This window comes from Psychrobacter sp. AOP7-B1-25, assembly GCF_052376195.1.
Classification (GTDB): Bacteria; Pseudomonadota; Gammaproteobacteria; order Pseudomonadales; family Moraxellaceae; genus Psychrobacter.
On sequence record NZ_JBQSVK010000014.1, the window covers coordinates 42,067 to 64,893 of the forward strand.

The 22,827-nt window shown below is 41.6% G+C and carries 34 protein-coding genes; 30 read left to right on the forward strand and 4 right to left on the reverse strand.

The features are described from left to right. Nucleotides 1–5: 5 nt before the first annotated feature. From rplV to rplQ, 22 genes are all read left to right on the forward strand, one after another. Nucleotides 6–335, forward strand: coding sequence for a 50S ribosomal protein L22 (rplV, locus tag ACT3QR_RS10965; RefSeq protein ID WP_021813373.1), 330 nt, complete (start codon nt 6–8; stop codon nt 333–335). A gap of 3 nt (nt 336–338) precedes the next feature. Beyond that, complete coding sequence (rpsC, locus tag ACT3QR_RS10970) at nt 339–1,061, forward strand: 30S ribosomal protein S3 (protein WP_057758704.1); 723 nt, start codon at nt 339–341, stop codon at nt 1,059–1,061. Nucleotides 1,062–1,064: 3 nt separating this feature from the next. Beyond that, a complete protein-coding gene (rplP, locus tag ACT3QR_RS10975) occupies nt 1,065–1,478 on the forward strand; it encodes a 50S ribosomal protein L16 (protein ID WP_025644399.1) in 414 nt (137 codons plus the stop codon). After that, nucleotides 1,478–1,675, forward strand: a complete 198-nt coding sequence (gene rpmC, locus ACT3QR_RS10980; protein ID WP_025644397.1) for a 50S ribosomal protein L29 — start codon at nt 1,478–1,480, stop codon at nt 1,673–1,675. The genes rplP and rpmC overlap by 1 nt, the downstream gene beginning before the upstream one ends. Then, entirely contained in the window at nt 1,672–1,947 is a 276-nt protein-coding gene (gene rpsQ / locus ACT3QR_RS10985) for a 30S ribosomal protein S17 (protein WP_021813375.1), read from the forward strand. Before rpmC ends, rpsQ begins: the two co-directional genes overlap by 4 nt. Before the next feature lie 182 nt (nt 1,948–2,129). Next, nucleotides 2,130–2,498, forward strand: coding sequence for a 50S ribosomal protein L14 (gene rplN, locus ACT3QR_RS10990; protein ID WP_010196702.1), 369 nt, complete (start codon nt 2,130–2,132; stop codon nt 2,496–2,498). A gap of 8 nt (nt 2,499–2,506) precedes the next feature. Next, nucleotides 2,507–2,824 carry a 50S ribosomal protein L24 gene (gene rplX / locus ACT3QR_RS10995; protein WP_444521375.1) on the forward strand — a complete coding sequence of 106 codons (318 nt, stop codon included), beginning with the start codon at nt 2,507–2,509 and terminating at the stop codon, nt 2,822–2,824. A gap of 21 nt (nt 2,825–2,845) precedes the next feature. Continuing rightward, nucleotides 2,846–3,382: a 50S ribosomal protein L5 gene (rplE, locus tag ACT3QR_RS11000; protein ID WP_444521376.1), complete on the forward strand. Its 537-nt coding sequence runs from the start codon at nt 2,846–2,848 to the stop codon at nt 3,380–3,382. Nucleotides 3,383–3,394: 12 nt separating this feature from the next. After that, entirely contained in the window at nt 3,395–3,700 is a 306-nt protein-coding gene (gene rpsN, locus ACT3QR_RS11005) for a 30S ribosomal protein S14 (RefSeq protein WP_193006033.1), read from the forward strand. 11 nt (nt 3,701–3,711) lie between these two features. Next, complete coding sequence (gene rpsH / locus ACT3QR_RS11010; protein ID WP_101204864.1) at nt 3,712–4,110, forward strand: 30S ribosomal protein S8; 399 nt, start codon at nt 3,712–3,714, stop codon at nt 4,108–4,110. 222 nt (nt 4,111–4,332) lie between these two features. After that, nucleotides 4,333–4,866, forward strand: a complete 534-nt coding sequence (rplF, locus tag ACT3QR_RS11015; protein ID WP_444521377.1) for a 50S ribosomal protein L6 — start codon at nt 4,333–4,335, stop codon at nt 4,864–4,866. Between the two features lie 11 nt (nt 4,867–4,877). After that, nucleotides 4,878–5,228 carry a 50S ribosomal protein L18 gene (gene rplR, locus ACT3QR_RS11020; protein ID WP_057758713.1) on the forward strand — a complete coding sequence of 117 codons (351 nt, stop codon included), beginning with the start codon at nt 4,878–4,880 and terminating at the stop codon, nt 5,226–5,228. Between the two features lie 2 nt (nt 5,229–5,230). Next, nucleotides 5,231–5,746, forward strand: coding sequence for a 30S ribosomal protein S5 (gene rpsE, locus ACT3QR_RS11025; RefSeq protein WP_444521378.1), 516 nt, complete (start codon nt 5,231–5,233; stop codon nt 5,744–5,746). A 20-nt stretch (nt 5,747–5,766) separates the two neighbouring features. After that, the gene (gene rpmD, locus ACT3QR_RS11030; protein WP_057758718.1) at nt 5,767–5,946 is read left to right on the forward strand and encodes a 50S ribosomal protein L30; all 180 of its coding nucleotides are present in this window, start codon (nt 5,767–5,769) and stop codon (nt 5,944–5,946) included. Further along, a complete protein-coding gene (gene rplO / locus ACT3QR_RS11035; RefSeq protein WP_444521379.1) occupies nt 5,946–6,386 on the forward strand; it encodes a 50S ribosomal protein L15 in 441 nt (146 codons plus the stop codon). Before rpmD ends, rplO begins: the two co-directional genes overlap by 1 nt. Before the next feature lie 19 nt (nt 6,387–6,405). Further along, nucleotides 6,406–7,737, forward strand: a complete 1,332-nt coding sequence (gene secY / locus ACT3QR_RS11040; protein ID WP_444521395.1) for a preprotein translocase subunit SecY — start codon at nt 6,406–6,408, stop codon at nt 7,735–7,737. Nucleotides 7,738–7,768: 31 nt separating this feature from the next. Further along, nucleotides 7,769–7,885, forward strand: a complete 117-nt coding sequence (gene rpmJ, locus ACT3QR_RS11045) for a 50S ribosomal protein L36 (protein WP_010196721.1) — start codon at nt 7,769–7,771, stop codon at nt 7,883–7,885. Between the two features lie 247 nt (nt 7,886–8,132). Continuing rightward, a complete protein-coding gene (gene rpsM, locus ACT3QR_RS11050) occupies nt 8,133–8,489 on the forward strand; it encodes a 30S ribosomal protein S13 (RefSeq protein ID WP_444521380.1) in 357 nt (118 codons plus the stop codon). A gap of 20 nt (nt 8,490–8,509) precedes the next feature. Beyond that, nucleotides 8,510–8,899 carry a 30S ribosomal protein S11 gene (gene rpsK, locus ACT3QR_RS11055; protein ID WP_045454458.1) on the forward strand — a complete coding sequence of 130 codons (390 nt, stop codon included), beginning with the start codon at nt 8,510–8,512 and terminating at the stop codon, nt 8,897–8,899. A 48-nt stretch (nt 8,900–8,947) separates the two neighbouring features. Then, the gene (gene rpsD, locus ACT3QR_RS11060; protein WP_444521381.1) at nt 8,948–9,589 is read left to right on the forward strand and encodes a 30S ribosomal protein S4; all 642 of its coding nucleotides are present in this window, start codon (nt 8,948–8,950) and stop codon (nt 9,587–9,589) included. A gap of 80 nt (nt 9,590–9,669) precedes the next feature. Continuing rightward, entirely contained in the window at nt 9,670–10,677 is a 1,008-nt protein-coding gene (locus ACT3QR_RS11065; RefSeq protein ID WP_021813386.1) for a DNA-directed RNA polymerase subunit alpha, read from the forward strand. 19 nt (nt 10,678–10,696) lie between these two features. Continuing rightward, nucleotides 10,697–11,056, forward strand: coding sequence for a 50S ribosomal protein L17 (rplQ, locus tag ACT3QR_RS11070; protein WP_021813387.1), 360 nt, complete (start codon nt 10,697–10,699; stop codon nt 11,054–11,056). A 90-nt stretch (nt 11,057–11,146) separates the two neighbouring features. Here rplQ and ACT3QR_RS11075 read toward each other — a convergent pair whose 3' ends face one another. Both ACT3QR_RS11075 and ACT3QR_RS11080 read right to left on the reverse strand, forming a co-directional pair. Next, nucleotides 11,147–11,767, reverse strand: a complete 621-nt coding sequence (locus tag ACT3QR_RS11075; protein ID WP_444521382.1) for an L-threonylcarbamoyladenylate synthase — start codon at nt 11,765–11,767, stop codon at nt 11,147–11,149. A gap of 237 nt (nt 11,768–12,004) precedes the next feature. Next, a complete protein-coding gene (locus tag ACT3QR_RS11080; RefSeq protein ID WP_444521383.1) occupies nt 12,005–12,751 on the reverse strand; it encodes an elongation factor P hydroxylase in 747 nt (248 codons plus the stop codon). Nucleotides 12,752–12,933: 182 nt separating this feature from the next. Here ACT3QR_RS11080 and ACT3QR_RS11085 point away from each other — a divergent pair, with 182 nt between their 5' ends. The 6 genes from ACT3QR_RS11085 (at nt 12,934) to lysM (ending at nt 17,445) form a co-directional block, all read left to right on the forward strand. Further along, nucleotides 12,934–13,527, forward strand: coding sequence for a YceD family protein (locus ACT3QR_RS11085; protein WP_444521384.1), 594 nt, complete (start codon nt 12,934–12,936; stop codon nt 13,525–13,527). Between the two features lie 317 nt (nt 13,528–13,844). Next, nucleotides 13,845–14,027 carry a 50S ribosomal protein L32 gene (rpmF, locus tag ACT3QR_RS11090; protein ID WP_057758809.1) on the forward strand — a complete coding sequence of 61 codons (183 nt, stop codon included), beginning with the start codon at nt 13,845–13,847 and terminating at the stop codon, nt 14,025–14,027. Between the two features lie 424 nt (nt 14,028–14,451). Beyond that, nucleotides 14,452–15,420, forward strand: a complete 969-nt coding sequence (gene fabD, locus ACT3QR_RS11095) for an ACP S-malonyltransferase (protein WP_444521385.1) — start codon at nt 14,452–14,454, stop codon at nt 15,418–15,420. After that, nucleotides 15,417–16,145: a 3-oxoacyl-ACP reductase FabG gene (gene fabG / locus ACT3QR_RS11100; RefSeq protein WP_444521386.1), complete on the forward strand. Its 729-nt coding sequence runs from the start codon at nt 15,417–15,419 to the stop codon at nt 16,143–16,145. Before fabD ends, fabG begins: the two co-directional genes overlap by 4 nt. A 271-nt stretch (nt 16,146–16,416) precedes the next feature. Beyond that, nucleotides 16,417–16,653 (forward strand): acyl carrier protein, encoded by a 237-nt coding sequence (acpP, locus tag ACT3QR_RS11105; RefSeq protein WP_444521387.1) that lies wholly within the window; start codon nt 16,417–16,419, stop codon nt 16,651–16,653. 282 nt (nt 16,654–16,935) lie between these two features. Then, nucleotides 16,936–17,445 (forward strand): peptidoglycan-binding protein LysM, encoded by a 510-nt coding sequence (gene lysM / locus ACT3QR_RS11110; protein WP_444521388.1) that lies wholly within the window; start codon nt 16,936–16,938, stop codon nt 17,443–17,445. A gap of 146 nt (nt 17,446–17,591) precedes the next feature. Here lysM and queG read toward each other — a convergent pair whose 3' ends face one another. After that, the gene (queG, locus tag ACT3QR_RS11115; protein ID WP_444521389.1) at nt 17,592–18,749 is read right to left on the reverse strand and encodes a tRNA epoxyqueuosine(34) reductase QueG; all 1,158 of its coding nucleotides are present in this window, start codon (nt 18,747–18,749) and stop codon (nt 17,592–17,594) included. 244 nt (nt 18,750–18,993) lie between these two features. On the opposite strand from queG, the gene ACT3QR_RS11120 reads away from it, so the two are divergent. Beyond that, on the forward strand, nt 18,994–20,817 hold the full coding sequence (locus ACT3QR_RS11120; protein ID WP_444521390.1) for an NAD(P)H-hydrate dehydratase: 1,824 nt from the start codon (nt 18,994–18,996) through the stop codon (nt 20,815–20,817). A 22-nt stretch (nt 20,818–20,839) separates the two neighbouring features. On the opposite strand, the gene ACT3QR_RS11125 is transcribed toward ACT3QR_RS11120, so the two are convergent. Further along, a complete protein-coding gene (locus ACT3QR_RS11125) occupies nt 20,840–21,337 on the reverse strand; it encodes a DUF4124 domain-containing protein (RefSeq protein ID WP_444521391.1) in 498 nt (165 codons plus the stop codon). A 965-nt stretch (nt 21,338–22,302) separates the two neighbouring features. Between ACT3QR_RS11125 and ACT3QR_RS11130 the strand changes: the two genes are divergently transcribed. Further along, a partial coding sequence (locus tag ACT3QR_RS11130) for a thiamine pyrophosphate-binding protein (RefSeq protein ID WP_444521396.1) occupies nt 22,303–22,827 on the forward strand: 525 nt, incomplete at its 3' end.

Sequence of the window (22,827 nt, forward strand, 5' to 3'; positions counted from 1 at the left end):
TTACCATGGAAGTAACTGCAAAATTACGCGGTGCCGCCATATCGGCACAAAAAGTTAGACTCGTTGCTGATGAAGTTCGTGGCAAATCTATTGAGCGTGCTTTGGATATCCTAACGTATAGCAATAAAAAAGGCGCTGTGTTTGTTAAGAAATGTCTTAACTCAGCCATCGCTAATGCCGAACATAATCACGGCTTAGATATTGACGACCTAAAAGTCGCTACTATCTATGTTGATGAAGGCATCACGCTAAAACGTATCCTACCACGTGCCAAAGGCCGTGCTGATCGTATCAGCAAGCGTACTTGTCACATCACTATAAAGGTAGGAGAATAAGTTATGGGTCAAAAAGTACATCCAATCGGAATTCGTCTTGGTGTTGTAAAAAAGCATAACGCAAACTGGTATGCTAACCCTAAACAATACTCAGAATACCTAATCAACGACATTCAAGTTCGTGAATATCTACGCAAAAAGCTAGATAACGCTATGATCAGCAACATCATGATCGAGCGTCCTACTGGCGCTGCTAAAATTACCATCGCTACTGCGCGCCCTGGTATTGTTATCGGTAAGAAAGGCGAAGATATCGAAAGACTTCAAAAAGAATTGACTAAAATTATGGGCGTACCTGCTCAGGTCAACATTGAAGAAATCACGTCACCTGATCTTGATGCACGTTTGGTAGCAGACGGTATTGGTAGCCAGCTTGAGCGTCGTGTTATGTTCCGTCGTGCGATGAAACGCGCTGTACAGAACAGCATGCGTTCTGGCGCTAAAGGTATCAAGGTTGAGCTGTCTGGCCGTCTAGGCGGTGCTGAGATTGCTCGTAGCGAATGGTACCGTGAAGGTCGTGTGCCATTGCATACACTCCGTGCTGATATTGACTATTCGTCAATTCGTGCAGAGACAACTTACGGCACCATCGGTGTTAAAGTTTGGATTTTCCGTGGCGAAATCCTTGACGGTATGAACAGCGTATATAATCCCGTCAAAGAAGAGCAGACTCGTGCGCCAAAACGCCGTGGTCGTGGAAACCGTCGAAACTCAGACAGAGGTTAAACTATGTTACAGCCAAAACGTACCAAGTTTCGTAAAATGCACAAAGGTCGTAACACTGGGCTAGCTCATCGTGGAAGCACCGTTGCATTCGGACAAATTGGTCTAAAATCTTTGACGCGTGGTCGTATGACAGCTCGTCAAATCGAAGCAGCACGTCGTACCATCACTCGTAAAATTAAGCGTGGCGGTAAGATTTGGATTCGTGTATTCCCAGACAAGCCAATTACCAACAAACCATTAGAAGTACGTATGGGTAAAGGTAAAGGTCCTGTTGAATATTGGGTATGCGAAATCAAACCTGGTAAAGTGCTATATGAAATTGAAGGGGTATCTGAAGAGCTTGCTCGTGATGCTTTAACGCTCGCTGCAGCAAAATTGCCCTTTAAAACTACCATTGTTAAGCGGACGATAATGTAATGAAGATCAGTGAATTACGTGATAAATCATTAGAAGAACTGACCCAGTTACTTGATGAAAAGCAACTTGATGCTTTCCGTATTCGTATGGCTAAAGCAACTGGTCAGTTGGGTAATACCCATGAAGTTAGAGCCAATCGTCGCACGATTGCCCAGCTTCAGACTTTGATTAACGAGAAACAACGAGGCGACTCATGAGCGATAACAATCAAACAGCTACCAATGCTAGCGTATTGACAGGACGAGTTGTCAGCGACAAGATGGACAAGTCCATCACAGTTTTGATTGAGCGTCTGGTTCGTCATCCTTTGTATGGCAAACAGCTTCGTCGTTCTACGAAAATCAAAGCACATGATGAGAATAATGTTTGCCAACAAGGCGACCTTGTCCGCATCAAAGAAACGCGTCCAATCTCAAAAACTAAGTCTTGGACTTTAGTCGATGTGGTTGAAAAAGTAGAAAAAATCTAAGTAAATTGCATTAAAAGCCAGAAGCTGTTAAAATAGCCGCCTTTTTAGGGATGCTGATTGCGCCGAGCGTATATCACTCACATTAAGAGTAAGTGGCGGTTATTTATATCAAAATGCCGTCTACTCATACTGTGCTAGCGGCAGCAACTGGTTTTTATTGCTCATACGTGTGGAGTAACGCTATGATTCAGGTTGAGTCAATGCTGGAAGTTGCAGACAATAGCGGTGCAAGGCGAGTTCAGTGCATTAAAGTACTGGGTGGTTCTCATCGTCGTTATGCATCAGTTGGCGACATTATTAAAGTAACGGTTAAAGAAGCCATTCCTCGTGGTCGTGTTAAAAAAGGCGACGTGATGAATGCAGTAGTTGTACGTACCAAGAAAGGCGTTCGTCGTCCTGATGGTTCTGTGTTACGTTTTGATGACAATGCTGCGGTATTGTTGAACCAAAACAAAGCGCCGATTGCAACTCGTATTTTTGGACCGGTAACTCGTGAACTACGTGGTGATCAGTTTATGAAAATTGTATCACTAGCACCAGAAGTATTGTGAGGTAATCCATGTCAAAATTACGTAAAGGCGATACAGTTATCGTGATTGCTGGGAAAGACAAAGGCAAACAAGGTACTGTACAAGCTGTAAAAAACGATCGTATTAAAGTTGAAGGCGTTAATATTGTTACTAAACATCAGAAGCCAAATCAGGCTACTGGCGTTGAAGGTGGCATCGTTAAGCAAGAAGCTTTTCTGCATATCTCAAATGTCGCAATCTTAAATGCGCAAACCCAAAAAGCAGACCGTATTACTTATCAGTTTGACGAAGACGGCAAGAAACAACGCGTCTATCGTTCAAACGGTGAAGTAGTGGCGACTGCGTAAGACACTAAGGGTGTAATGGTAATGGCAAGATTAAAATCTTTATATAACGATAAATTGAAACAGCAAATCAAAGAAGAGCTTGGTTTGAACAACGTGATGCAAGTGCCTAAAATCACTAAAATCACACTTAATATGGGTGTAGGCGGCGCGTCTCAGGACAAGAAATTGCTTGAAGGTGCTGTAGCTGATATGACTGCAATTGCTGGTCAGAAACCTGTAGTCACAAAAGCGCGTAAATCTGTTGCTGGCTTCAAAATTCGTGAAGAATGGCCAATTGGCTGTAAAGTAACGCTACGCGGTGAGCAAATGTACGAATTTTTAGATCGTCTCGTTGCCATTGCAATTCCTCGTATTCGTGATTTCCGCGGTTTTTCACCTAAAGCCTTTGACGGACGTGGTAACTACTCATTGGGTATTAAAGAACAAATCGTATTCCCAGAAGTAGATTTTGACAAGATTGACCGTATCCGTGGTATGGATGTGACAATCACCACGTCAGCTCAATCTGATGAAGAAGGTCGTGCGTTGCTTAAAGCATTCGGCTTCCCATTTAAATAAGGTAAAGACGTTATGGCAAAGAAGAGCATGATTAACCGCGAATTAAAGCGCGAAAAAATGGTTGCTAAATATGCTGAAAAGCGTATCAAGCTAAAAGAAACTATCAGTGATATGACTGCAAGTGACGAAGCTCGTATGGAAGCGATGTTAGAGCTACAAGCTCTTCCACGTAATTCATCACCAGTACGTCTGCGTAATCGTTGTGCTATCACCGGTCGTCCTCATGGTTACTTCCGCAAGTTTGGCTTATCACGCAATATGCTGCGTGAGCGTGTCATGCAAGGCGATGTGCCTGGTGTTCGTAAAGCAAGCTGGTAAGGAGTAACTATATGAGTATGCAAGATACCGTTGGGGATATGCTAACCCGTATTCGTAACGCACAAATGGCTAACAAAGTATCGGTAGCAATGCCGAGCTCTAAATTACGTAAATCAATTGCTGATTTGCTAGTTAGCGAAGGTTATGTGGCTAGCGCTGTTGTTGCTGAAGAAGAAAACAACAAAGCAACCCTTACTATTGAATTGAAATATTTCGAAGGCCGTGCTGTCATCGAAACTATCCAACGTTATAGCCGTCCTGGTTTACGCCAGTTCCGCGGTAAAGACGCTATCCCTACTGTTAAGCAAGGTATGGGTGTTGCTATCGTATCTACTAGCCAAGGTATCATGAGCGATCGTGCTGCACGCGCTGCTGGTATCGGTGGTGAAATCGTTGCATTTGTTGCCTAATTTGCATTTATTGCTTCAGGTAATATGACGATAAAGTCTATTTGTTTCTCCCTAAAGTTATACCAATTTATGATTAATCAGTATAGCTTTAGGATCTAAGTATTTGATGTTAATAAAATTGAATGATGCTTAATGAGAACAACTATGCTAAACTAGCAGGCTTTTTAGCCTGTTAGTTTTTTCGCTAATATAAAGAAGTTAAATTTTTTAAGGAATATTCCTATGTCTCGTGTGGCTAAAGCCCCAGTGACGCTGCCAAACGGCGTAAGCGTTACTTTGAACGATCGGCAGGTCGAAGTTAAAGGCAAGAATGGTACTATGTCTTTACGCCTGCATGAATTGGTCGAGCTGAAACAGGAAGATGATGCTATCATTTTCTCACCTACAGTCGATTCAAAAGAAGCTATGATGCACACTGGCACCATGCGCGCTCTTGTTAACAACTATGTTACTGGCGTAAACGAAGGCTTTGAAAAACGTCTTCAATTGATTGGTGTTGGTTATCGCGCGCAAGTTACTGGTAGCAAAGTGACCTTGAATGTTGGTTACTCTCATCCAGTAGAATATACGTTACCTGAAGGTGTATCAGCTGAAACCCCAACGCAAACTGAAATTGTTTTAAAATCAAACAATAAACAGCAGCTTGGTCAAGCAGCGGCTAACATCCGTGGTTTCCGCCCACCTGAGCCATATAAAGGTAAAGGTATTCGTTATAGTGACGAGCATGTGATTCGCAAAGAAGCTAAGAAAAAATAAGGTGAGTTGAAATGTTTGATAAAAAAGCAGCTCGTCTGCGTCGAGCTAAGAAAACACGCGCACATATCCGTTTCTTAGGCGTTCATCGCTTAACGGTTAACCGCACGTCAAAACATATTTATGCCCAGATTATCTCTCCAAATGGTGGTGAAGTGATTGCTCAGGCATCTACCTTAGACAGCAGCTTGCGTTCAGGCGCGACTGGTAATGCTGATTCAGCAACGTCTGTAGGCCAAATGATCGCAGAACGCGCAAAAGCAGCTGGCATTACTAAAGTTGCCTTTGACCGTAGTGGTTTTAAATATCATGGTCGAGTTAAAGCTTTAGCAGAAGCTGCTCGCGAAAACGGATTGGAGTTTTAATCATGGCTAGAAATGATAAAAATGATAAACATGAACAGACTGACGGTCTAGTAGAACGCTTAGTTACCGTTGATCGCGTAGCGAAAGTTGTTAAAGGTGGTCGTATTTTCTCTTTCACTGCATTGACTGTAGTGGGTGATGGCAACGGTCGTGTAGGTTTTGGTCGCGGTAAAGCACGTGAAGTGCCAGCTGCTATCCAGAAAGCACTAGAAGCTGCCAAACGTAATATGATTACTGTTGAGCTAAATGATGCAACTTTGCATCATCCGATCAAAGCACGTCATGGTGCTAGTAAAGTCTACATGCAACCTGCATCTGAAGGTACTGGCGTTATCGCTGGTGGCGCAATGCGTGCTGTATTGGAAGTTGCTGGTGTCAAAGATGTTTTGACTAAATGTTATGGTTCTACCAATACTGCTAACGTTGTTCGTGCAACGTTTAACGGTTTACGTGATATGTCAACTCCAGAAAAGATGGCAGCTAAACGTGGTAAATCTGTAGACGAAATCTTGGGTTAACTTAGACTAGGTGAGTTACGATGAAAAAAATGAAAGTCACTCAATTTAAATCGGGTGCCCATCGCCTAAAGAGCCACAAAGCGAGCTTGAAAGGATTGGGTTTACGCCGTATTAATCATACTGTAGTAGTAGAAGATACTCCTTCGACTCGTGGTATGGTAAATCGCGTTAACTACATGGTAAAAGTGGAGGAAGCGTAATGGGTCTTAGATTAAATGAATTATCACCAGGTGTTGGCGCGAAAAAAACTGCCCAACGTCGTGGTCGTGGTATCGGTTCAGGTCTTGGTAAGACTGGTGGTCGTGGTGTAAAAGGTCAGAAATCTCGTTCAGGTTCTAGCGTACGCTCAGGATTTGAAGGTGGTCAAATGCCTTTATATCGTCGTCTACCAAAATTTGGTTTTACCAGTAAACTGGCTATGAAGACTGCAGAAGTACGTCTTTCTGAACTGAATAAAGTTGAAGGTGATGTAGTTAGCCTTGAAACACTTAAAGCTGCTAACCTTATTCGTCACGATATGACACGTGCTCGTGTAATGCTATCAGGCGAAGTTACTAAAGCTTATACTTTTAAAGGTATTAAAGTGACTAAAGGTGCTAAGCAAGCTATCGAAGCTGCTGGTGGTAGCATCGAGGAGTAGTAACGTGTCAAAACAATCAATGTCATCGGCTGGTATACCGCTTAATCCATTCGCATTTATACGTAAGTATGATGAGCTGTGGACGCGTTTATTATTCTTAATCGGCGCATTGATTGTTTATCGTTTAGGGTCACATATTCCAGTTCCGGGTATTAACCCAGTTAATTTGGCTGATCTGTTTTCGCGCAACGAAAATACCATTTTGAGCATGTTTAATATGTTCTCAGGTGGTGCACTAGAGCGTATGTCTATCATGGCACTTGGCATTATGCCATATATCTCAGCATCAATTATCGTACAGATGATGTCTGCAGTAGTGCCATCGCTTGAAGCCCTCAAAAAAGAAGGTGAAGCGGGACGACGCAAGCTAAACAAGTATACCCGCCAGGGAACGCTTGCTTTAGCACTAGTACAGTCATTAGGAATGTGTGCCGGCTTAATCAGTCAAAATCTTACTTTATCTACTGGTCTTACTTTTTATATTCCAGCTGTTACTTCTTTGGTAGCAGGCGCAATGTTCTTAATGTGGCTCGGTGAGCAGATTACAGAACGTGGCGTAGGTAATGGTATTTCAATGCTCATTTTTGCGAGTATTGTGGCTGGTACGCCAGGTATGATTTCGCAATCTATCGAACAGGTCAATCAAGGTCAGATGAACTTGATTGTGCTATTTATTTTTGTACTGCTAGGTATCGCGGTTACTGCAGGTATCGTTTATATTGAACGTGCCCAGCGCCGTGTTCCTGTTAACTACGCGCAAAAACAGCAACAAGGTCGCAAAATTTATGCTCAGCAGCAGTCACATTTGCCGCTTAAGCTAAATATGGCAGGGGTCATCCCAGCTATTTTTGCAAGCTCTCTATTGTTGTTTCCCGCAAGTTTAGGGCAGTGGGTTGGTCAATCGACCGATCCTACTTTAGTACAAAAAATACTTCAAAATATGGCATTGGTATTGTCTCCGGGGCAACCGCTATATTTGGTACTGTTTGGCGCAATGATTATCTTCTTCTGTTATTTTTATACGGCATTGGTATTTAGCCCGCGTGAAGTAGCAGAAAACCTTAAACGTAGTGGTGCGTATATCCCAGGTATTCGCCCAGGACAACAAACTCAGCGTTACCTCGATCATGTATTAAACCGACTGACCTTTATTGGCGCGATGTATATGACGGTTATTTGTTTAATGCCAATGGTCGTCCAGTCATCGTTCGGTGTGCCGTTTCAACTCGGTGGTACGTCTTTACTGATTATGGTGGTTGTGGTAATGGATTTCATCTCGCAGATTCAAGCGCATTTGATGACCCATCAATATCATGATCAGACGTTAATTCAATCGCCCACTCAACCTTAAATGAGCGGTACGATATTTCAAGGAGCATGCTATGAAAGTTCAAGCATCAGTTAAAAAGATTTGTGGTAGCTGTAAAGTTGTGCGCCGTAAAGGCCGTGTACATATTATTTGTACAGCAGAACCTCGCCACAAGCAACGTCAAGGTTAATATTTAGTATTAGAAAACCATTAGGTTTCATTGCTAATTAAATTAATACTTGAAAAATAACGGCGGATGCGATATCATCCGCCACTTGCCGTGTTTATACAAAATCTTTTATAATAGAATCGATGAGCAGACTTATAGTCACAACATCGAGACTGGTTATAAAAGCTCTAGTATTAACAGCAACAAATCTGAAGAGTAAAGCCTTATCGCTAGATAACGCTTATTTTTCTTTAATGGAGAGAAATCAATGGCTCGTATTGCCGGCGTAAACATTCCGGATAATAAGCATGCTGTTATTTCACTAACTTACATCTTTGGTGTAGGTCGTACTACTGCTCAGAAAATCTTAGAAGCAGTTGATATTGCCCCTACTACTAAAGTTAGTCAGTTAGATGATACACAGTTAGATGCTATCCGTGCACAAGTTGCAAACTATATGACTGAAGGTGATCTTCGTCGTGAAGTTTCAATGAACATCAAGCGTTTAGTTGATCTTGGTTGTTACCGTGGCATCCGTCATCGTCGTAACCTACCAGTTAGAGGTCAGAACACCAAGAACAACGCTCGTACTCGTAAGGGTCCGACACGCCCTCTCAAAAGATAATTAACTTAGGAAGCTAAAAGATGGCAAAAGACACTCGTAGTCGCAAAAAGGTGACTCGTCGTTCAGTATCGGAGGGCATTGCCCATATCCATGCGTCTTTTAATAACACCATTGTTACGATTACCGATCGTCAAGGTAATGCATTGGCTTGGGCCACTTCAGGTGGACAAGGCTTCCGTGGTTCACGTAAATCTACACCATTTGCAGCTCAGGTTGCAGCTGAAGTCGCTGGTAAAGCGGCCCAAGAATATGGTGTTAAGAATATCGATGTTTTGGTCAAAGGACCAGGACCGGGTCGTGAGTCTGCGGTAAGAGCACTAGGTGCATTGGGTTATAAAGTTAACAGCATCTCTGATGTAACCCCAATCCCACACAATGGTTGCCGTGCGCCGAAAAAGCGCCGCGTCTAATATTAAAGACGAAGCTTTTTATATTAAAAGCTTATAGGAGACATAACAATGGCCCGCTATATTGGACCAAAACTGAAATTATCACGTCGTGAAGGTACGGATTTAGGCCTTAAGTCTGGCGTTAAACCGTATGACGTAAAAACGAAAAAAGCTGGTCGTCCACCAGGTCAGCATGGCGTAAGCCGTAACAAGACCTCAGAATACGCTCTACAGTTGCGTGAAAAGCAAAAAGTTAAGCGTATTTATGGTGTACTAGAGCGTCAATTCGCTAACTACTATAAAGAAGCTGCTCGTAAGCGTGGTGCTACTGGTGAAAACCTACTAGCAATGCTTGAGAGCCGTCTAGATAACGTTGTATATCGCATGGGCTTTGGCTCAACTCGCGCAGAAGCACGTCAGCTAGTTAGTCATCGTACTATTATGGTAAAAAAAGCTGGTCGTGATGAGTTTGTTCGCGTGAACATTCCTTCAATTCAGCTTCAAGATGGTGATGTCATCGCTATCCAAGAGAAATCTCGCGAACAGCTACGTATTAAAAACGCTATCGAATTAGCGACACAACGTGGTATTCCAGAATGGCTTGATGTTGACCACAGCAAATTACAAGGCACGTTTAAACATGCGCCTGATCGTATTGATCTACCTGCTGAAATCAATGAAAGCTTGATCGTTGAGCTATACTCTAAGTAATGACGTAACGCTCAATGTTATGAATATAGCATTGAGCAATTAACGTTAATTAAACCAGTTTAATAAATCGAGGTGACATCATGATGCTAAATGCAACTGAGTTTCTAACGCCGAATGCCATTAATGTGGATACGGTTAACGAAACGATTGCGAAAGTCACGCTCGAACCGTTAGAACGCGGCTTTGGGCATACCCTAGGTAATGCTCTGCGTCGCATCTTGTTATCTTCATTACCTGGTGCTGCAGTCATTGAAGCTGAGATTGATGGTGTTGACCATGAATACTCAACGCTTGAAGGTCTGCAAGAAGACGTACTTGATTTGCTTTTGAACCTAAAAGGCTTAGCAATTACGCTTCATGACCAAAATGAAGTATTTTTGACCTTGGATAAACAAGGTCCAGGCACTATTACTGCTGCAGACATCGCGTTGCCGCACAATGTTGACATCATCAATCCAGAATTGGTCTTGGGTACATTGAGCGATCGTGGTCATCTTAAGATGCGTTTGCGTGTAGTGATGGGTCGTGGATATGAGCCAGCAAACCAGCGCCGTGAAGATGGTGATACTAAAGCAATTGGACGTTTAAAACTTGATGCAAGTTTTAGTCCTGTGCTTCGTGTTGCTTATCAGGTTGAGAACGCTCGTGTAGAGCAGCGTACTGATCTTGATCGTCTTATCATTGAGCTTGAAACTAATGGCACTATAGATCCAGAAGAAGCAATTCGTAAAGCAGCCACTATTTTACAACAACAGATTTCTATCTTTGTTGACCTAGAAGCTGAAGAAGCGCCTGAGCCTGTGAAAGAGAAAGAAGAGGTTGATCCGGTGCTATTACGCCCTGTGGACGATCTTGAACTAACGGTTCGCTCAGCCAACTGCTTGAAAGCTGAAAACATTTACTATATCGGTGATTTGGTACAGCGTTCAGAGACTGAACTTCTAAAAACCCCAAATCTTGGTAAGAAATCATTGACAGAAATCAAGGACGTATTAGCGTCTAAAGATTTAGAGCTCGGTATGCGCCTAGATAACTGGCCACCAGCTGATTTACGTGTTGATGATCGCTTTTCTTATCGTAGCCGTTAAACTTTAAGGATTTTTGACTATGCGCCATCGTAAGAGTGGAGTCAAGCTGGGTCGTACCGGCAGTCATCGTAAGGCAATGTTTCAGAACATGACCAACTCATTATTTGAGCATGAACTGATCAAAACAACTTTACCAAAAGCTAAAGAACTACGTCGCGTTGCTGAGCCATTGATCACTATGGCTAAAGAAGACAGCGTTGCGAATCGTCGTTTAGCATTCAGCCGTATGCGTAGCAAAGCTATGGTAGGCAAATTATTTGGCACGTTAGGTCCTCGTTACCAGACGCGTCCAGGTGGTTACTTGCGTATCGTAAAATGCGGTTACCGTGATGGTGACAATGCGCCAATGGCTTATGTTGAATTAGTTGATCGCGACTAATTTTGCACTTAAGACATATTTCAAAAAAAAGCTCCAATTGAATTGGAGCTTTTTTTTGTCTTAAATTTGACCAATTATATTATTAATTGTTTAGAGTAATAATGAATCTACATTGGCTGCGCCTTGTCTAATGACCTCGGGAATACTGCTAGTCATATCTACAATAGTAGTAAGTTTGGTTGTTTTTATACCTGCGTTGATCAGTCCATCAATTTGGTTATCCAGTAAATCTTCAATCTCAAATGGGTCATCCAAGATATCGTCTCGATCAGGCAAGATTAAAGAGCTGGTCAAAATAGGTTCATCCATTGCTTCTAATAATGCTTGAGCAATAGGGTTGCTAGGTACACGAATACCAATAGTTTTTTTCTTTGCATGCGCCAGTTTTTTCGGTACGTCTTTGGTGGCATTAAGAATAAAAGTAATTGGTGCTGGTGTATGAGCCTTAAGTTGTTTGAACTGTACATTGTCAACGGTTGCGTAGTTGGCAATCTCGCTCAAGTCGCGGCAAAGTAGTGTAAATTGATGTTTATCATCAAGTTGACGAATTTGTTTCAGCTTAGCTAAAGCATCTTTTGCACCCAAACGACAACCAAAAGCGTAACTGGTATCAGTAGGGTAAATGATTAATTGATCTTTGCGTAATAGGTTAGCGGCTTGCTCAATGAGACGTGGCTGCGGATTGTCGGGATGAATATAGAAAACTTCCATAGTGGTTCCTTATTTTATAATTATTGATTTTTAATTGAGCAAAGTTTTTTCCTGATTGATTAGATGTGATTCAAGCACTGGATATTTTAGAAAAGTTGCTTCATAAGTGAAGTAGATTAATATCTTAAAAAATACCACTTCAGTTATCAGTATAGCTTAAAGCAGGTATGAATTTAGTGGCAAGGCGTTACCAACCGTAGAAAATCGTTAATAAGTAAGGAAGCTAAGTAAGTCAAATTAAGCGTTGGCTTCAGATGAAGAGGTCTTACAAACGTTAAGTAATACAGTTAATAAAGTCTTAGCGTCACGTGGCAAAGTATAAGGTTTGGATATATAGCTTTCTACCTGTTGATAAACATCACTGGCGAAGGTGCTACTGCTAGTATCGAAGTCGGCAAACAAGTTATCCTGTGAGACTTGGAAGTGTCGTCCACAAGCCAAAGTAAACAAACATTCCAATGCTTGAGGTTTAATTTCTACACGCTCAAATGCTTGTTGTTGAGCCGCTGATCGTCCATCTGGGGCATACCAATAGCCAAAATCAGACAGCTGCCTACGAGCGACACCAGCTACGCACCAGTGACTCATTTCGTGAAGCGCGCTTGCAAAAAATCCATGGGCAAATTCAATTCTCGCAGGTTTATTACCTTGAGCAGGAAAATACTCAGGCTCATTATCGCTACGAACCAATATAACTTGCTGATCAGAAAACAAAGTATTAAATAGCTGTATCAGCCAATCGGTAGCTAATCGTTCGCTATCAACTATCGATTCTGTTGAGTGAGTACTATTGGGTTGAATAGTAGACAATTCTTGCCATTGATTTCTCCACTCGGTTAAATCTATATTTGTATCAAAATATAGTCTACCACCAGATATACTTCTAGTTTGGCTTCCTGATTTAGTAAGCTGCTGAAGCAACGAACTTGCTACAACAGTAGGAAGTAAATCAGAAAAATCAATTTTATTATTGGATAGATTCATAGAGAAGACATTGACTTGATAGATACTAAGGACAAAAAACTTTAGGTAAAAAGGTAAGTAGTAAAGGATCTTAAACAAATTTACTATCAAAAAATCTTAACATACTAGCGCTAGCAGAATATGGTACTTTCCGTTAGTATGGCAGGCAATATTATACACCGTTTTGATCAATGAGGCCGCGCATGTCAAACACTCCAGAAACTAAACCGTCAGCATCGCACAATGACAATAAAAAAGCGCCTGTATCTACTGGCATGCCTGAGCACATTTCCTTAGATAAATGGGCAGACACTGGTTATGAATGGTCAGGAGAGGTAAAACCAAACTCGTTTGACCGTCTTGTTACTACTCTAAGTACTGAACATGAACAATCAAGCATACAGCTCGATGCCAATTTGTATCGTCACAACAACGTCTTGCATCTAGCCTTTACGTTAACTGGTGAGGTTTGGTTAACTTGTCAGCGCTGTTTGCAACCAATCGCTATAGATTTGTCTGATGATTATGACATCGCGTTACTCGAAAATGATAGTCAGGTACGTTTGGTTGATGAAGAGCAAGACTATTTGTTGCTAGATGAAATCGTTACCGAGCAATCTCCAGAGCGTCTATTACCATTTAAGAAGTTGGTAGAAGATGAGATCTTGCTCAAAACGCCAATGGCGCCAAAGCATGACGACTGTGAAATGTCTGTTGAGCAGTTTGGTGAGATACCAGAAGAAGAGGAAAGCGAAAATCCTTTTGCTGCTTTAGCCTCGCTAAAAGGCAAACTATAAGCACCAAAACTATCTACTCGATGCATTTAAAAACCTTTTATCAGCTTTGTACAGAAGAGTGCGAGGCAGGGCTTTATTAATTTAATAAACATGCGTATAATGTCCGGTTTATTGCATTCGAGCAACCTGTTGCTTGCTGACAAAAACTAACTGGACAAATTTTTTATAAAATTCTGCCTTAGTTAGTGTTTTATGTGAGTGGCAATCTATTTAACTAATGATGCTTAAGACTTAGGTTGTTATGATTACATAGCCTCTGTCAGTATCGACTTAAGCTGAATTTCAAGCTTATCCCTTTTAAGTATAGGAGCTATATCATGGCTGTTCAAAAAAGTCGTAAAAGCCGTTCTCGTCGTGACATGCGCCGTTCACATCACCGTATGGAAATTGCTGAACTAAGCGTAGATGCTACTACTGGTGAAAAACATCGTCGTCATCACATGACTAAAGATGGTTTCTACCGTGGTCGTCAACTGTTCAAAGTCAGCCAAGACGCCTAAGACATTGGCTCTATGACAGCTTAGGCGAAGATAATAATAGTGCTGGTGACTATTATTATTTTTGTCTAATTGTTATTAGTCAATAAGTTTTGAGCTAAAAAAGCCAAGTTATTTCGCTATCATATATTATGTGGCTGGATAACTTGGTTTTTTGTCATTTGTAGCTAGACTCATTGCTCAATTTGCTTGTTATTTTTGGTAGATTTGAAAATGTGCTGATATAATCTGCTCCTCTAATTTGGGCAGCGTTACTATTGCTGTTTGGTTTGCATCCGCTATGATAATAGCGTTTGTCAGTGTATAGTTTACTGACAATCCGTTTTCTTACATAAATACTTGAAGTAGCGGCTTTGTATAACATCTAATAATATAATACACCCCATTGTTTTTAGGGATATTTCTAATCAGATAAGGAATATTGGTTATGGCTTCTGTACCCGATATGGTAAAAAAGCAACCCGCTCGTATCGCAGTCATCTTCCCTGGTCAAGGATCTCAAGCAGTCGCAATGACGAGTGAGCTTGCTGAAATCTATCCAGAGATACGCGATACATTTACCGAAGCGAGTGATGCGCTTGGTGAGGATTTGTGGGCAATCTGTCAGGACGAAGAAAAACTCAATCAAACTCAATACACTCAGCCTGCGCTTTTGACAGCTAGCATTGCTATTTGGCGTGTCTTACAACAAAAAATAGAAGAGACACCTTGTTATTTAGCTGGTCACTCTTTGGGTGAGTACAGTGCCCTGTGTGCTGCCAATGTTATATCGCTGGGTGATGCAGTCACTTTGGTACATAAGCGCGGCCAGTTGATGCAAGAGGCCGTTGTAGGCGTTGATACTGCTATGGCTGCAGTATTGGGACTAGAAGATAACCGAGTCGAAAACTTGTGTGAACAAGCCACCGAGCACGTTGAAGATGCCGTAGTTGGTGCAGCCAACTTTAATAGTCCAGGACAAGTGGTTATCTCGGGTAACGCTGCTGGTGTTAACGCTGTTGTTGATAAAGTCAAAAACACTGGCAAAAAATCTGTTCCTTTAAAAGTGAGCGTACCGTCTCATTGCGCTCTTATGGAACCTGCTAGCAATGCATTGGCTGAGATATTAGCGGATATTAAGTTTGATCAAGCAACCATTCCAGTGATACAAAATCGCCATGCGCGCGTTGAAACCAGTGCGGTAGGTATCAAACAAGCATTGACCGAACAGTTAAGCGAACCTGTCCTATGGTCAAAAACCATGCAAGAGCTAGCTGATAAACAAATTAATATCTTAATCGAATGTGGCAGTGGTAATGTACTGAGCAATTTGGCGAAGCGTCAGGCACAGCCAATCGCAAGCTATCCTACTGACAAGCCTGCCCGTCTAGAAAAATTATTGGAGGTGTTATCATGAGCCGTACGATTACATTAGTAACTGGTGCTAGCCGAGGTATTGGTAAGGCCGTGGCCAAACGCTTTGCCAAAGAAGGGCATTTTGTCATTGGAACCGCGACCACAGAGAAAGGCGCTGAGCTGATCGACGATTATCTTCATGATACTGGCGGTATTGGTCGTGTTTTAGACGTACGTGACACTGCTCAAATTGATAAGTTGTTTGAAGAGATTGAAAGCGTTTACGGCGCGGTACAAGTATTGGTCAACAATGCAGGTATTACCCAAGATGGCCTATTGATGCGCATGAAAGATGATGACTGGGAAAATGTTATCGATACCAACTTGACATCAATATATCGTATGAGCAAACGTGCCGTACGCGGCATGATGAAAGCACGTCGCGGTCGTATTATTAATATCACTTCTGTCGTTGCTCAAATGGGCAATGCAGGCCAATCTAACTATGCTGCGACTAAAGCAGGTGTAGAAGGGTTTAGCCGTACGCTTGCACGTGAAATCGGGTCACGCCAAGTGACTATTAACTGCGTGGCACCAGGTTTGATCGAAACGGATATGACAGATGAGCTTGATGAGCGCTTATTGAACTCTATGTTAGATGCTGTACCTATCAGTCGTCTTGGTCAGCCAGAAGACATCGCTGCAGCGGTACATTTCTTGGCTAGCGATGAGGCCAGCTATATCACAGGGGCTGTTATTCCTGTCAATGGTGGCATGTATATGTAGTCAATATACGAGCGTTACATAGTTATAATAAAAAACTGTGTGAACGAGTGTAAACTATAATAAAGGGTGCTATAATGACGGATACTTTTGAGTCAGAGCCCTGTATGATAGCAGGGCTTTATTAGACATCAGACAGACTGTATAACATGTCATAAAGTACTCAGACAGCAATACTAGTCTGGCAAACGCATTTTATATACTATGCTATAGCGTTTAAATAAGGCACTATAGCAGTTTATTAAAAATAATAGATGATAACGGAGTGATCTACATGAGTAATGATATCGAGTTAAGAGTAAAAGCAGCAGTAGCTGAGCAACTAGGCATGAATGTTGAGGAAATCAACAACGATGCTTCATTTATGGAAGACCTAGGTGCCGATTCTCTAGACCTAGTTGAATTGGTTATGTCATTTGAAAGTGATTTTGGTATCACTATTCCTGATGAAGATTCTGCAGAATTGACTACTGTTCAAAAAGCAATCGATTACGTACAAGCTCAACTATAATTTGCTACTTATTTAGCAGATTTATAATGCCGCCTATCTTATTAGATAGGCGGTTTTTTTATGGGCATGTGATTGTTACTTTTGAATGTAACAATCTAATTTAACATTGGCTACGTCAATTCAACATTATTCAACATACTATTACTATCTACCTCAGTTTACTTTATTTATACTCATAATGGTGATTCATAGAAAAAAGCACTAGTCAGATATTTAGCGTGTTGTTCGACTATGTGTTTTACTAAAATAAAGATAAATAATAATATTTCAAGGAGTAGATATATGGGTATGTTTAGCTTTGCAAAAGACATCGGTGATAAGATTTTTAACCGTGATGATGAAAAGCATGACGCTAAGACAGAAACAAAAGCAGATGTTAATACACCAGTCGAGAGTAGTGAGCCGAGTGCGCAATCAGTTGCTAATATTTTGTTGCGCCGTATTCAGCAGCAAAATCTTGATATCAGTAATCTAAAGATTAAATATAATGGTTCTACAGATACTGCAGAAATAAGTGGTAATGCTAAAACCCAAGCTGATCGTGAAAAGGCTATCATCGCTATTGGTAATGTACAAAACGTCGCAAAAGTTATCGACAATATCGACATTGAAGAAGATGCACCTGAATCTACAATGTACACGGTAAAATCTGGTGACAGCTTGTCTAAGATTGCTAAAGAAGTTTATGGTTCATCTGGCGACTATATGAAAATATTTGAAGCGAACAAGCCAATGTTGTCTGATCCAGATAAAATCTATCCAGGCCAAGTATTACGTATTCCAAAACCATAGTATTTGAAAAGACGATTATAAAAACAATATATTTCAAATATAGTAGTTTAATTAAAAAAGCCTCTTATTATTAAGAGGCTTTTTGCATACTATACATTTCAAACAACTATCTTGTCTTAATAGAATTTGATGACCGTAAAATGGTATTAATTAACCGAATCCAGCTTACTCTGTTGCTCGTCTAAGGCCCATTCGATATGCTCATCTAGCATGTCATTGTGCATGGTTAGTTTTGAATTCAACTGTTCGATCACTTCTAAGCTGGCATTAGCATTGCCAAGTCCAATAGCGATATTACGTAAAAAATTTACATAGCCAGTGCGTCTTAACGGGCTACCTTGGGTGTTCTTCATAAAATCATCCTCTTCCCACTGCCACAGTTCAAGTAAGCTACTATTATCTAACCCATGCCTTGGGGCGAAGTCATCAACGGTAGTAAGATTGGCATAGCGATTCCAAGGACAGATTAGCTGACAATCATCACAGCCGAAGACCCGATTGCCTATCGCGCGTCGATACTTGGTATCTATAATGCCATCATGCTCGATAGTCAAATAGGAGATACAAGCCGAGGCGTTGAGCTCATGGGGCGCTACAATCGCTTGAGTAGGGCATATATCAATACAAGCGCTACAACTACCACAATGCTCCTTGACTGGTTTGTCATCGGGCAGCTCAAGGCTCAAAAACAGCTCGCCGAGTACAAAGAATGAGCCAGCTTGTTTGTTTATAAGTAGCGTATGCTTACCTGTCCACCCAAGACCTGCTGCATCGGCAATAGGCCGCTCAAAGATAGGCGCCGAGTCGCTAAAAGGTCTAAATACAAATTTTTTTTCTGAACCGATATCTAGATGTTGCCATTCAGGGAGCATTGTTTCTATCTTCAAGGCCAATTGCTTTAGACGACTACGCATGATTTTATGGTAGTCGCGGCCTCTTGCATAACGCGCAATGATACCTTTATTGGGATTGTCGTTATCAGTGACAGCGCGCGGCGTCGGTGCTTGAGTTAGGTAATCCATACGTACACTGATGATGGTTTTTGCGCCCTCGACTAGTTGGTCAGGGTGAGCGCGTAGATCATGATTGTTGTGCATAAACTGTAGTTGACCTTCATAGCCTTTAACAAGCCACTTTTGTAGCTGTTCAATTTGCTTAGCAAATAAAGGATGGTGTACGGATAAAAAGCCACAATCAGCAAATCCTAATGTTTGTGCTTGCGCTGTAATCCATTGCTTAACATCTTCTACGGTTGCAAACACAGTTGGGTTCGTAACGGCAATTTTGTTTTTATCAGTAGGCATAGAAAGTAGGTGCTTATTAGGTGATTTCTCGTTTATTTCAGTCAGGTTGTGTATAGCTGATAATCAGAGATAATGTGAATACCGCTATGATAAGCCAGTGAGCAATGAGTGCAAGTATAAAAGACAATAAACTCACATTCATATTGATACATAAGCCGCCGTAAGCTTTTGATAAGCTGTTATCAGAGATGAGCAACCAAATTCAGATAAAATAAGAAGTTAGTAGAAATACCAAGGATAAGTTATGAAAAATATTGCCAATTTATCACTTATAAAAAATACGAAACCAATTGCGTTATATAGTAGTAAGCAGGTTTATGCAATGGAGCAGGCTTGGTTTGCAGAAGGGTACGATAGCTTTGGTTTGATGAAACAAGCAGCTTGGCAAATGGTGCAGCAAATAGAGCAGATTCATGAGCAAAGAGAGGTCAGTGCTAGCCATTCTGCCAGCACTAACGTTTATCACCGTAGTGTTCATTCACGTCGAGTGAGTATCTGGGTAGGGAAAGGTAACAATGGTGGTGATGGCTGGCTTATTGCTCACTATTTACAGCAAGCTGGCTGGCAAGTAGAAGTAATAACGGTTGGCTGTAGCGAAAATGATTTGAATATTGATGTACAGTCAGTAGCTTCTAAAACTCCTAGCGATAAAGACGGAAGTGATAATCGTATAACTGACGCGACAAAAGCATTACGGATAACACTAGCGAGCAGTTGTAACTATCAACGATTTGAAGACATGATTGATCACAATGATTGGGATAAAATAGGTTTACCAGCTGATATTTACATCGATGCACTGTTTGGTATTGGCTTAGATCGTGCACCAGAAGGCGCTTATAAATCAGCTATTAGTACTTTTAATCGTCTTACTCAGCAAAATGACGCACTGGCAATTGCAGTTGATATTCCGAGCGGATTAGTAGCCTCTACTGGTGAAGTGTTCGAGCGCATAGCAATACAAGCTGATGTGACTTTGTGCCTGATTGCCTGTAAGCTTGGTCTACACACTAAAGATGGTACAGACTACAGCGGAGACATAGTCGATATACCGTTAATACCCTATCAAGTGGCGCTTCACCAGACAGCTAAATATCATATGATAGCTGCGAAAACTTCCAATCAAGCATTTGAGCCAGTTGCTACGCTGCTGACGGCTGCACATAGTATGAAGCCGCGCCGCCAAAACAGCTATAAAGGCAGTTATGGACATGTGCTGGTCATTGGTGGAAATCGCGTTGATGGTTCTCAAGGTATGGGCGGTGCTGCAATACTGTCTGCGGCCAGTACGATGGCGACAGGTGCTGGGAAGATTACCGTTGCCTGCCATGAGAATTTTCATGGGTCATTGCTGACCTCACTGCCAGATGCGATGACTATTAATTTGCATGACGCAAGCGGCGTAAAAGACTTAATTAAACAGGCCAGTGTCGTTGCTATTGGGATGGGACTTGGTCGTGACCAAAAAGCCAAAGCGTTATTTATTGATTATTTACAGGCTGCGATAGCAGACGAAAAGTTAATTGTGATTGATGCCGACGGGCTTTATCATTTGGCGTCACTGCAAATAGATAACCATAAGCTGGTAACAGAGTTAAGAGAATATAGCGCTCATCATCGGGTTTGCTTGACACCACATAGTGGCGAAGCAGCTAGATTGCTTGATCAGAAAGTCAGTGAGATTGAGTCAGATAGACTACAAGCTATAAAACAGTGTGCTATGACATATGGTGGTGACTGGGTGCTAAAAGGGGCAGGGTCGTTAGTGTTAGAGCAAGAAAAGGGAAAAGAGCAAGTATACGTCTGTAATGTAGGTAATGCTGGCATGGCAACCGCTGGTATGGGTGATGTGCTCTCTGGGGTGACCGCTGGACTATTGGCACAGCAAGATTTATTAGCAGAGGCACGTAGCTTACATCAAGCAGTTCTTATACATGGGTTTGCAGGAGATGTATTAGTCAATCAAACGAATAGCGACACCAATACATTGCTAGTAGGGCAACGAGGGCTACAAGCTCAGGATATGCCAGCAGCCATTCGTCACGTAATGCAGCTTATGATAGTTTGATATTTGCTATCAAGAGATCTAACTAGGTAGAAGAATTAGAGCAATACTGCGTGATCGCTTGCTGTACGCGCTCGCGCTTAAGCTCAATCTCACGACCATCTAGATATTCACGTTTACCGTTAGCATCCATTTCGTATATACGTCCGCCTACATTTAGATTGGTCAAATTGTTACGCAATGACTGGCAGCGTTGAGCATTAGCCTGAGCTTCTTGTTCTTTAATACGTGCTTCAAGTGCCGCCACTCGCTGCTCTTCTGCAGTTTGGGCGTTGCTGCTCTGGTTGGGATCTGTTTTTCCTGCCATTTGTCCTGCGTTATTCTGTCTACCGTCACTACGAAACTCAATCAGTTCGATATTGCTGCCAGTTTGCGGTGCATGTTGGCTATATTTCACTTCGCCGTGCGCGCCAATAGATTTATAAACTTGTATAGCCTGACTGGCATTCATAGATAGCATTAGCATACACGCGGTACTCATCAACAGTTTAGCAGTAGTATTTATCTTAGACGTATACGCCATAGTAGCGAACCTCATAGTTAATAAAAATCAAATGTATATGAGTGTAAATATAACACTTGAACGTTTTATTGGTAGTAATAATGTATCGACATCTGATTCTAGCAAATAATACTTATCAATGTATATTAATTAATAACTAATAGTTTGTAGTAGGCTTTAGAAGTTTTTCTTGACAATAACTCGCAAACCGTCGAATATAATAGCAGTTGATTGGTCAGTGAGCGGCTTTTATGATGTGGCCGTGGCACTTGAGAAATAAAACTACGAAGTACTTATCAGTAGCTTACGCAGTTTTATTTCCTTTGTGATAATGATATAGCAAGCATGGTGGCACAATGACTACTATTGTTAGCGATACATTATCTCCGGACTTATCTGTCTACAATGACTAAGATAAACTTATTATTTGAAATGTGCTTTTAGTAGTTGTATCAAATGCGAACTAGTATGCCGTTAAGAGATTTCGCTCAAGCCTATTGTAATTTTTAAAGATCTTACTGTTTGGCATTGGCTCTGAAGTTTTTTATAGTTTGTACTAATGCATCTGTATAAATAAATTCACAGTAGATACTTACTAGTATGAACTTTCAATAATAAGCGCCTTCTTTTATAGATACATTCGTATCTTGTCACTGTATATCGATAAACATCCATCACAAAGCTGACCTTAAATACACTGCTATGTTTGATTGGTATTGTCGCACAAGACATTTCTGATGAAACTGACTAGGCAGATATTCTTGATATGGACAAGAATTAGCGATAATTCAGCAAGTGGGAATAATGACGGTAAGTGATTATTTTTACTCATAGAATCCCGCAAATTCTCGCCGCAAAAAAAGGTGATGACAGTGACGCAAACCACGCAAAGTCCGAACATGACGGGACACACCCAAACGGGTAATGCCGCCAAAAATTTTGAGCAAAAGCAACAACGTCTTGCAGAAGGTAGTGCACAGCCTGTGATGCTATCGGGTGCTGAAATGCTGGTGCAAGCACTGACTGACGAAGGTGTCGAGTACATCTTTGGTTATCCAGGTGGTGCCGTCTTACACATTTATGATGCACTGTTTCAGCAAGAAGCAATCGAACATATCTTGGTACGCCATGAGCAGGCGGCCGGTCATATGGCAGATGCGTATTCGCGAGTAACGGGTAACACGGGCGTTGTATTGGCAACCTCAGGACCTGGTGCTACAAATACTGTGACGGCTATCGCAACAGCTTTTATGGATTCAGTACCGATGGTGGTGATTTCAGGTCAGGTACCAAGTAGCCTGATCGGTGAAGATGCCTTCCAAGAAACAGATATGGTTGGGGTATCTCGTCCTATCGTGAAGCATAGTTTTCAAGTACGCCATGCTAGCGAGATTCCTGCGATTGTCAAAAAGGCATTCCATATCGCGCAATCTGGACGTCCAGGTCCTGTTGTTATCGACGTGCCAAAAGACATGACTGCGCCTAGCGAAAAACATGCATACGAGTATCCA

What these genes read in the sequence shown, in the direction of transcription:
- rplR (WP_057758713.1), top strand. Translation starts at nt 4,878, where the DNA reads ATGTTTGATAAAAAAGCAGCTCGTCTGCGTCGAGCTAAGAAAACACGC.
- rpsQ (WP_021813375.1), top strand. Translation starts at nt 1,672, where the DNA reads ATGAGCGATAACAATCAAACAGCTACCAATGCTAGCGTATTGACAGGA.
- rplN (WP_010196702.1), top strand. Translation starts at nt 2,130, where the DNA reads ATGATTCAGGTTGAGTCAATGCTGGAAGTTGCAGACAATAGCGGTGCA.
- rplV (WP_021813373.1), top strand. Translation starts at nt 6, where the DNA reads ATGGAAGTAACTGCAAAATTACGCGGTGCCGCCATATCGGCACAAAAA.
- ACT3QR_RS11120 (WP_444521390.1), top strand. Translation starts at nt 18,994, where the DNA reads ATGAAAAATATTGCCAATTTATCACTTATAAAAAATACGAAACCAATT.
- rpmF (WP_057758809.1), top strand. Translation starts at nt 13,845, where the DNA reads ATGGCTGTTCAAAAAAGTCGTAAAAGCCGTTCTCGTCGTGACATGCGC.
- ACT3QR_RS11085 (WP_444521384.1), top strand. Translation starts at nt 12,934, where the DNA reads ATGTCAAACACTCCAGAAACTAAACCGTCAGCATCGCACAATGACAAT.
- ACT3QR_RS11065 (WP_021813386.1), top strand. Translation starts at nt 9,670, where the DNA reads ATGATGCTAAATGCAACTGAGTTTCTAACGCCGAATGCCATTAATGTG.
- rpsM (WP_444521380.1), top strand. Translation starts at nt 8,133, where the DNA reads ATGGCTCGTATTGCCGGCGTAAACATTCCGGATAATAAGCATGCTGTT.
- rpsE (WP_444521378.1), top strand. Translation starts at nt 5,231, where the DNA reads ATGGCTAGAAATGATAAAAATGATAAACATGAACAGACTGACGGTCTA.
- queG (WP_444521389.1), bottom strand. Translation starts at nt 18,749, where the DNA reads ATGCCTACTGATAAAAACAAAATTGCCGTTACGAACCCAACTGTGTTT.
- secY (WP_444521395.1), top strand. Translation starts at nt 6,406, where the DNA reads ATGTCATCGGCTGGTATACCGCTTAATCCATTCGCATTTATACGTAAG.
- rpsH (WP_101204864.1), top strand. Translation starts at nt 3,712, where the DNA reads ATGAGTATGCAAGATACCGTTGGGGATATGCTAACCCGTATTCGTAAC.
- rpmC (WP_025644397.1), top strand. Translation starts at nt 1,478, where the DNA reads ATGAAGATCAGTGAATTACGTGATAAATCATTAGAAGAACTGACCCAG.
- rpmD (WP_057758718.1), top strand. Translation starts at nt 5,767, where the DNA reads ATGAAAAAAATGAAAGTCACTCAATTTAAATCGGGTGCCCATCGCCTA.
- rplQ (WP_021813387.1), top strand. Translation starts at nt 10,697, where the DNA reads ATGCGCCATCGTAAGAGTGGAGTCAAGCTGGGTCGTACCGGCAGTCAT.
- rplE (WP_444521376.1), top strand. Translation starts at nt 2,846, where the DNA reads ATGGCAAGATTAAAATCTTTATATAACGATAAATTGAAACAGCAAATC.
- fabG (WP_444521386.1), top strand. Translation starts at nt 15,417, where the DNA reads ATGAGCCGTACGATTACATTAGTAACTGGTGCTAGCCGAGGTATTGGT.
- rpmJ (WP_010196721.1), top strand. Translation starts at nt 7,769, where the DNA reads ATGAAAGTTCAAGCATCAGTTAAAAAGATTTGTGGTAGCTGTAAAGTT.
- rpsK (WP_045454458.1), top strand. Translation starts at nt 8,510, where the DNA reads ATGGCAAAAGACACTCGTAGTCGCAAAAAGGTGACTCGTCGTTCAGTA.
- fabD (WP_444521385.1), top strand. Translation starts at nt 14,452, where the DNA reads ATGGCTTCTGTACCCGATATGGTAAAAAAGCAACCCGCTCGTATCGCA.
- ACT3QR_RS11080 (WP_444521383.1), bottom strand. Translation starts at nt 12,751, where the DNA reads ATGAATCTATCCAATAATAAAATTGATTTTTCTGATTTACTTCCTACT.
- ACT3QR_RS11125 (WP_444521391.1), bottom strand. Translation starts at nt 21,337, where the DNA reads ATGGCGTATACGTCTAAGATAAATACTACTGCTAAACTGTTGATGAGT.
- rpsN (WP_193006033.1), top strand. Translation starts at nt 3,395, where the DNA reads ATGGCAAAGAAGAGCATGATTAACCGCGAATTAAAGCGCGAAAAAATG.
- rpsC (WP_057758704.1), top strand. Translation starts at nt 339, where the DNA reads ATGGGTCAAAAAGTACATCCAATCGGAATTCGTCTTGGTGTTGTAAAA.
- ACT3QR_RS11075 (WP_444521382.1), bottom strand. Translation starts at nt 11,767, where the DNA reads ATGGAAGTTTTCTATATTCATCCCGACAATCCGCAGCCACGTCTCATT.
- acpP (WP_444521387.1), top strand. Translation starts at nt 16,417, where the DNA reads ATGAGTAATGATATCGAGTTAAGAGTAAAAGCAGCAGTAGCTGAGCAA.
- rplO (WP_444521379.1), top strand. Translation starts at nt 5,946, where the DNA reads ATGGGTCTTAGATTAAATGAATTATCACCAGGTGTTGGCGCGAAAAAA.
- rpsD (WP_444521381.1), top strand. Translation starts at nt 8,948, where the DNA reads ATGGCCCGCTATATTGGACCAAAACTGAAATTATCACGTCGTGAAGGT.
- rplP (WP_025644399.1), top strand. Translation starts at nt 1,065, where the DNA reads ATGTTACAGCCAAAACGTACCAAGTTTCGTAAAATGCACAAAGGTCGT.
- rplX (WP_444521375.1), top strand. Translation starts at nt 2,507, where the DNA reads ATGTCAAAATTACGTAAAGGCGATACAGTTATCGTGATTGCTGGGAAA.
- rplF (WP_444521377.1), top strand. Translation starts at nt 4,333, where the DNA reads ATGTCTCGTGTGGCTAAAGCCCCAGTGACGCTGCCAAACGGCGTAAGC.
- lysM (WP_444521388.1), top strand. Translation starts at nt 16,936, where the DNA reads ATGGGTATGTTTAGCTTTGCAAAAGACATCGGTGATAAGATTTTTAAC.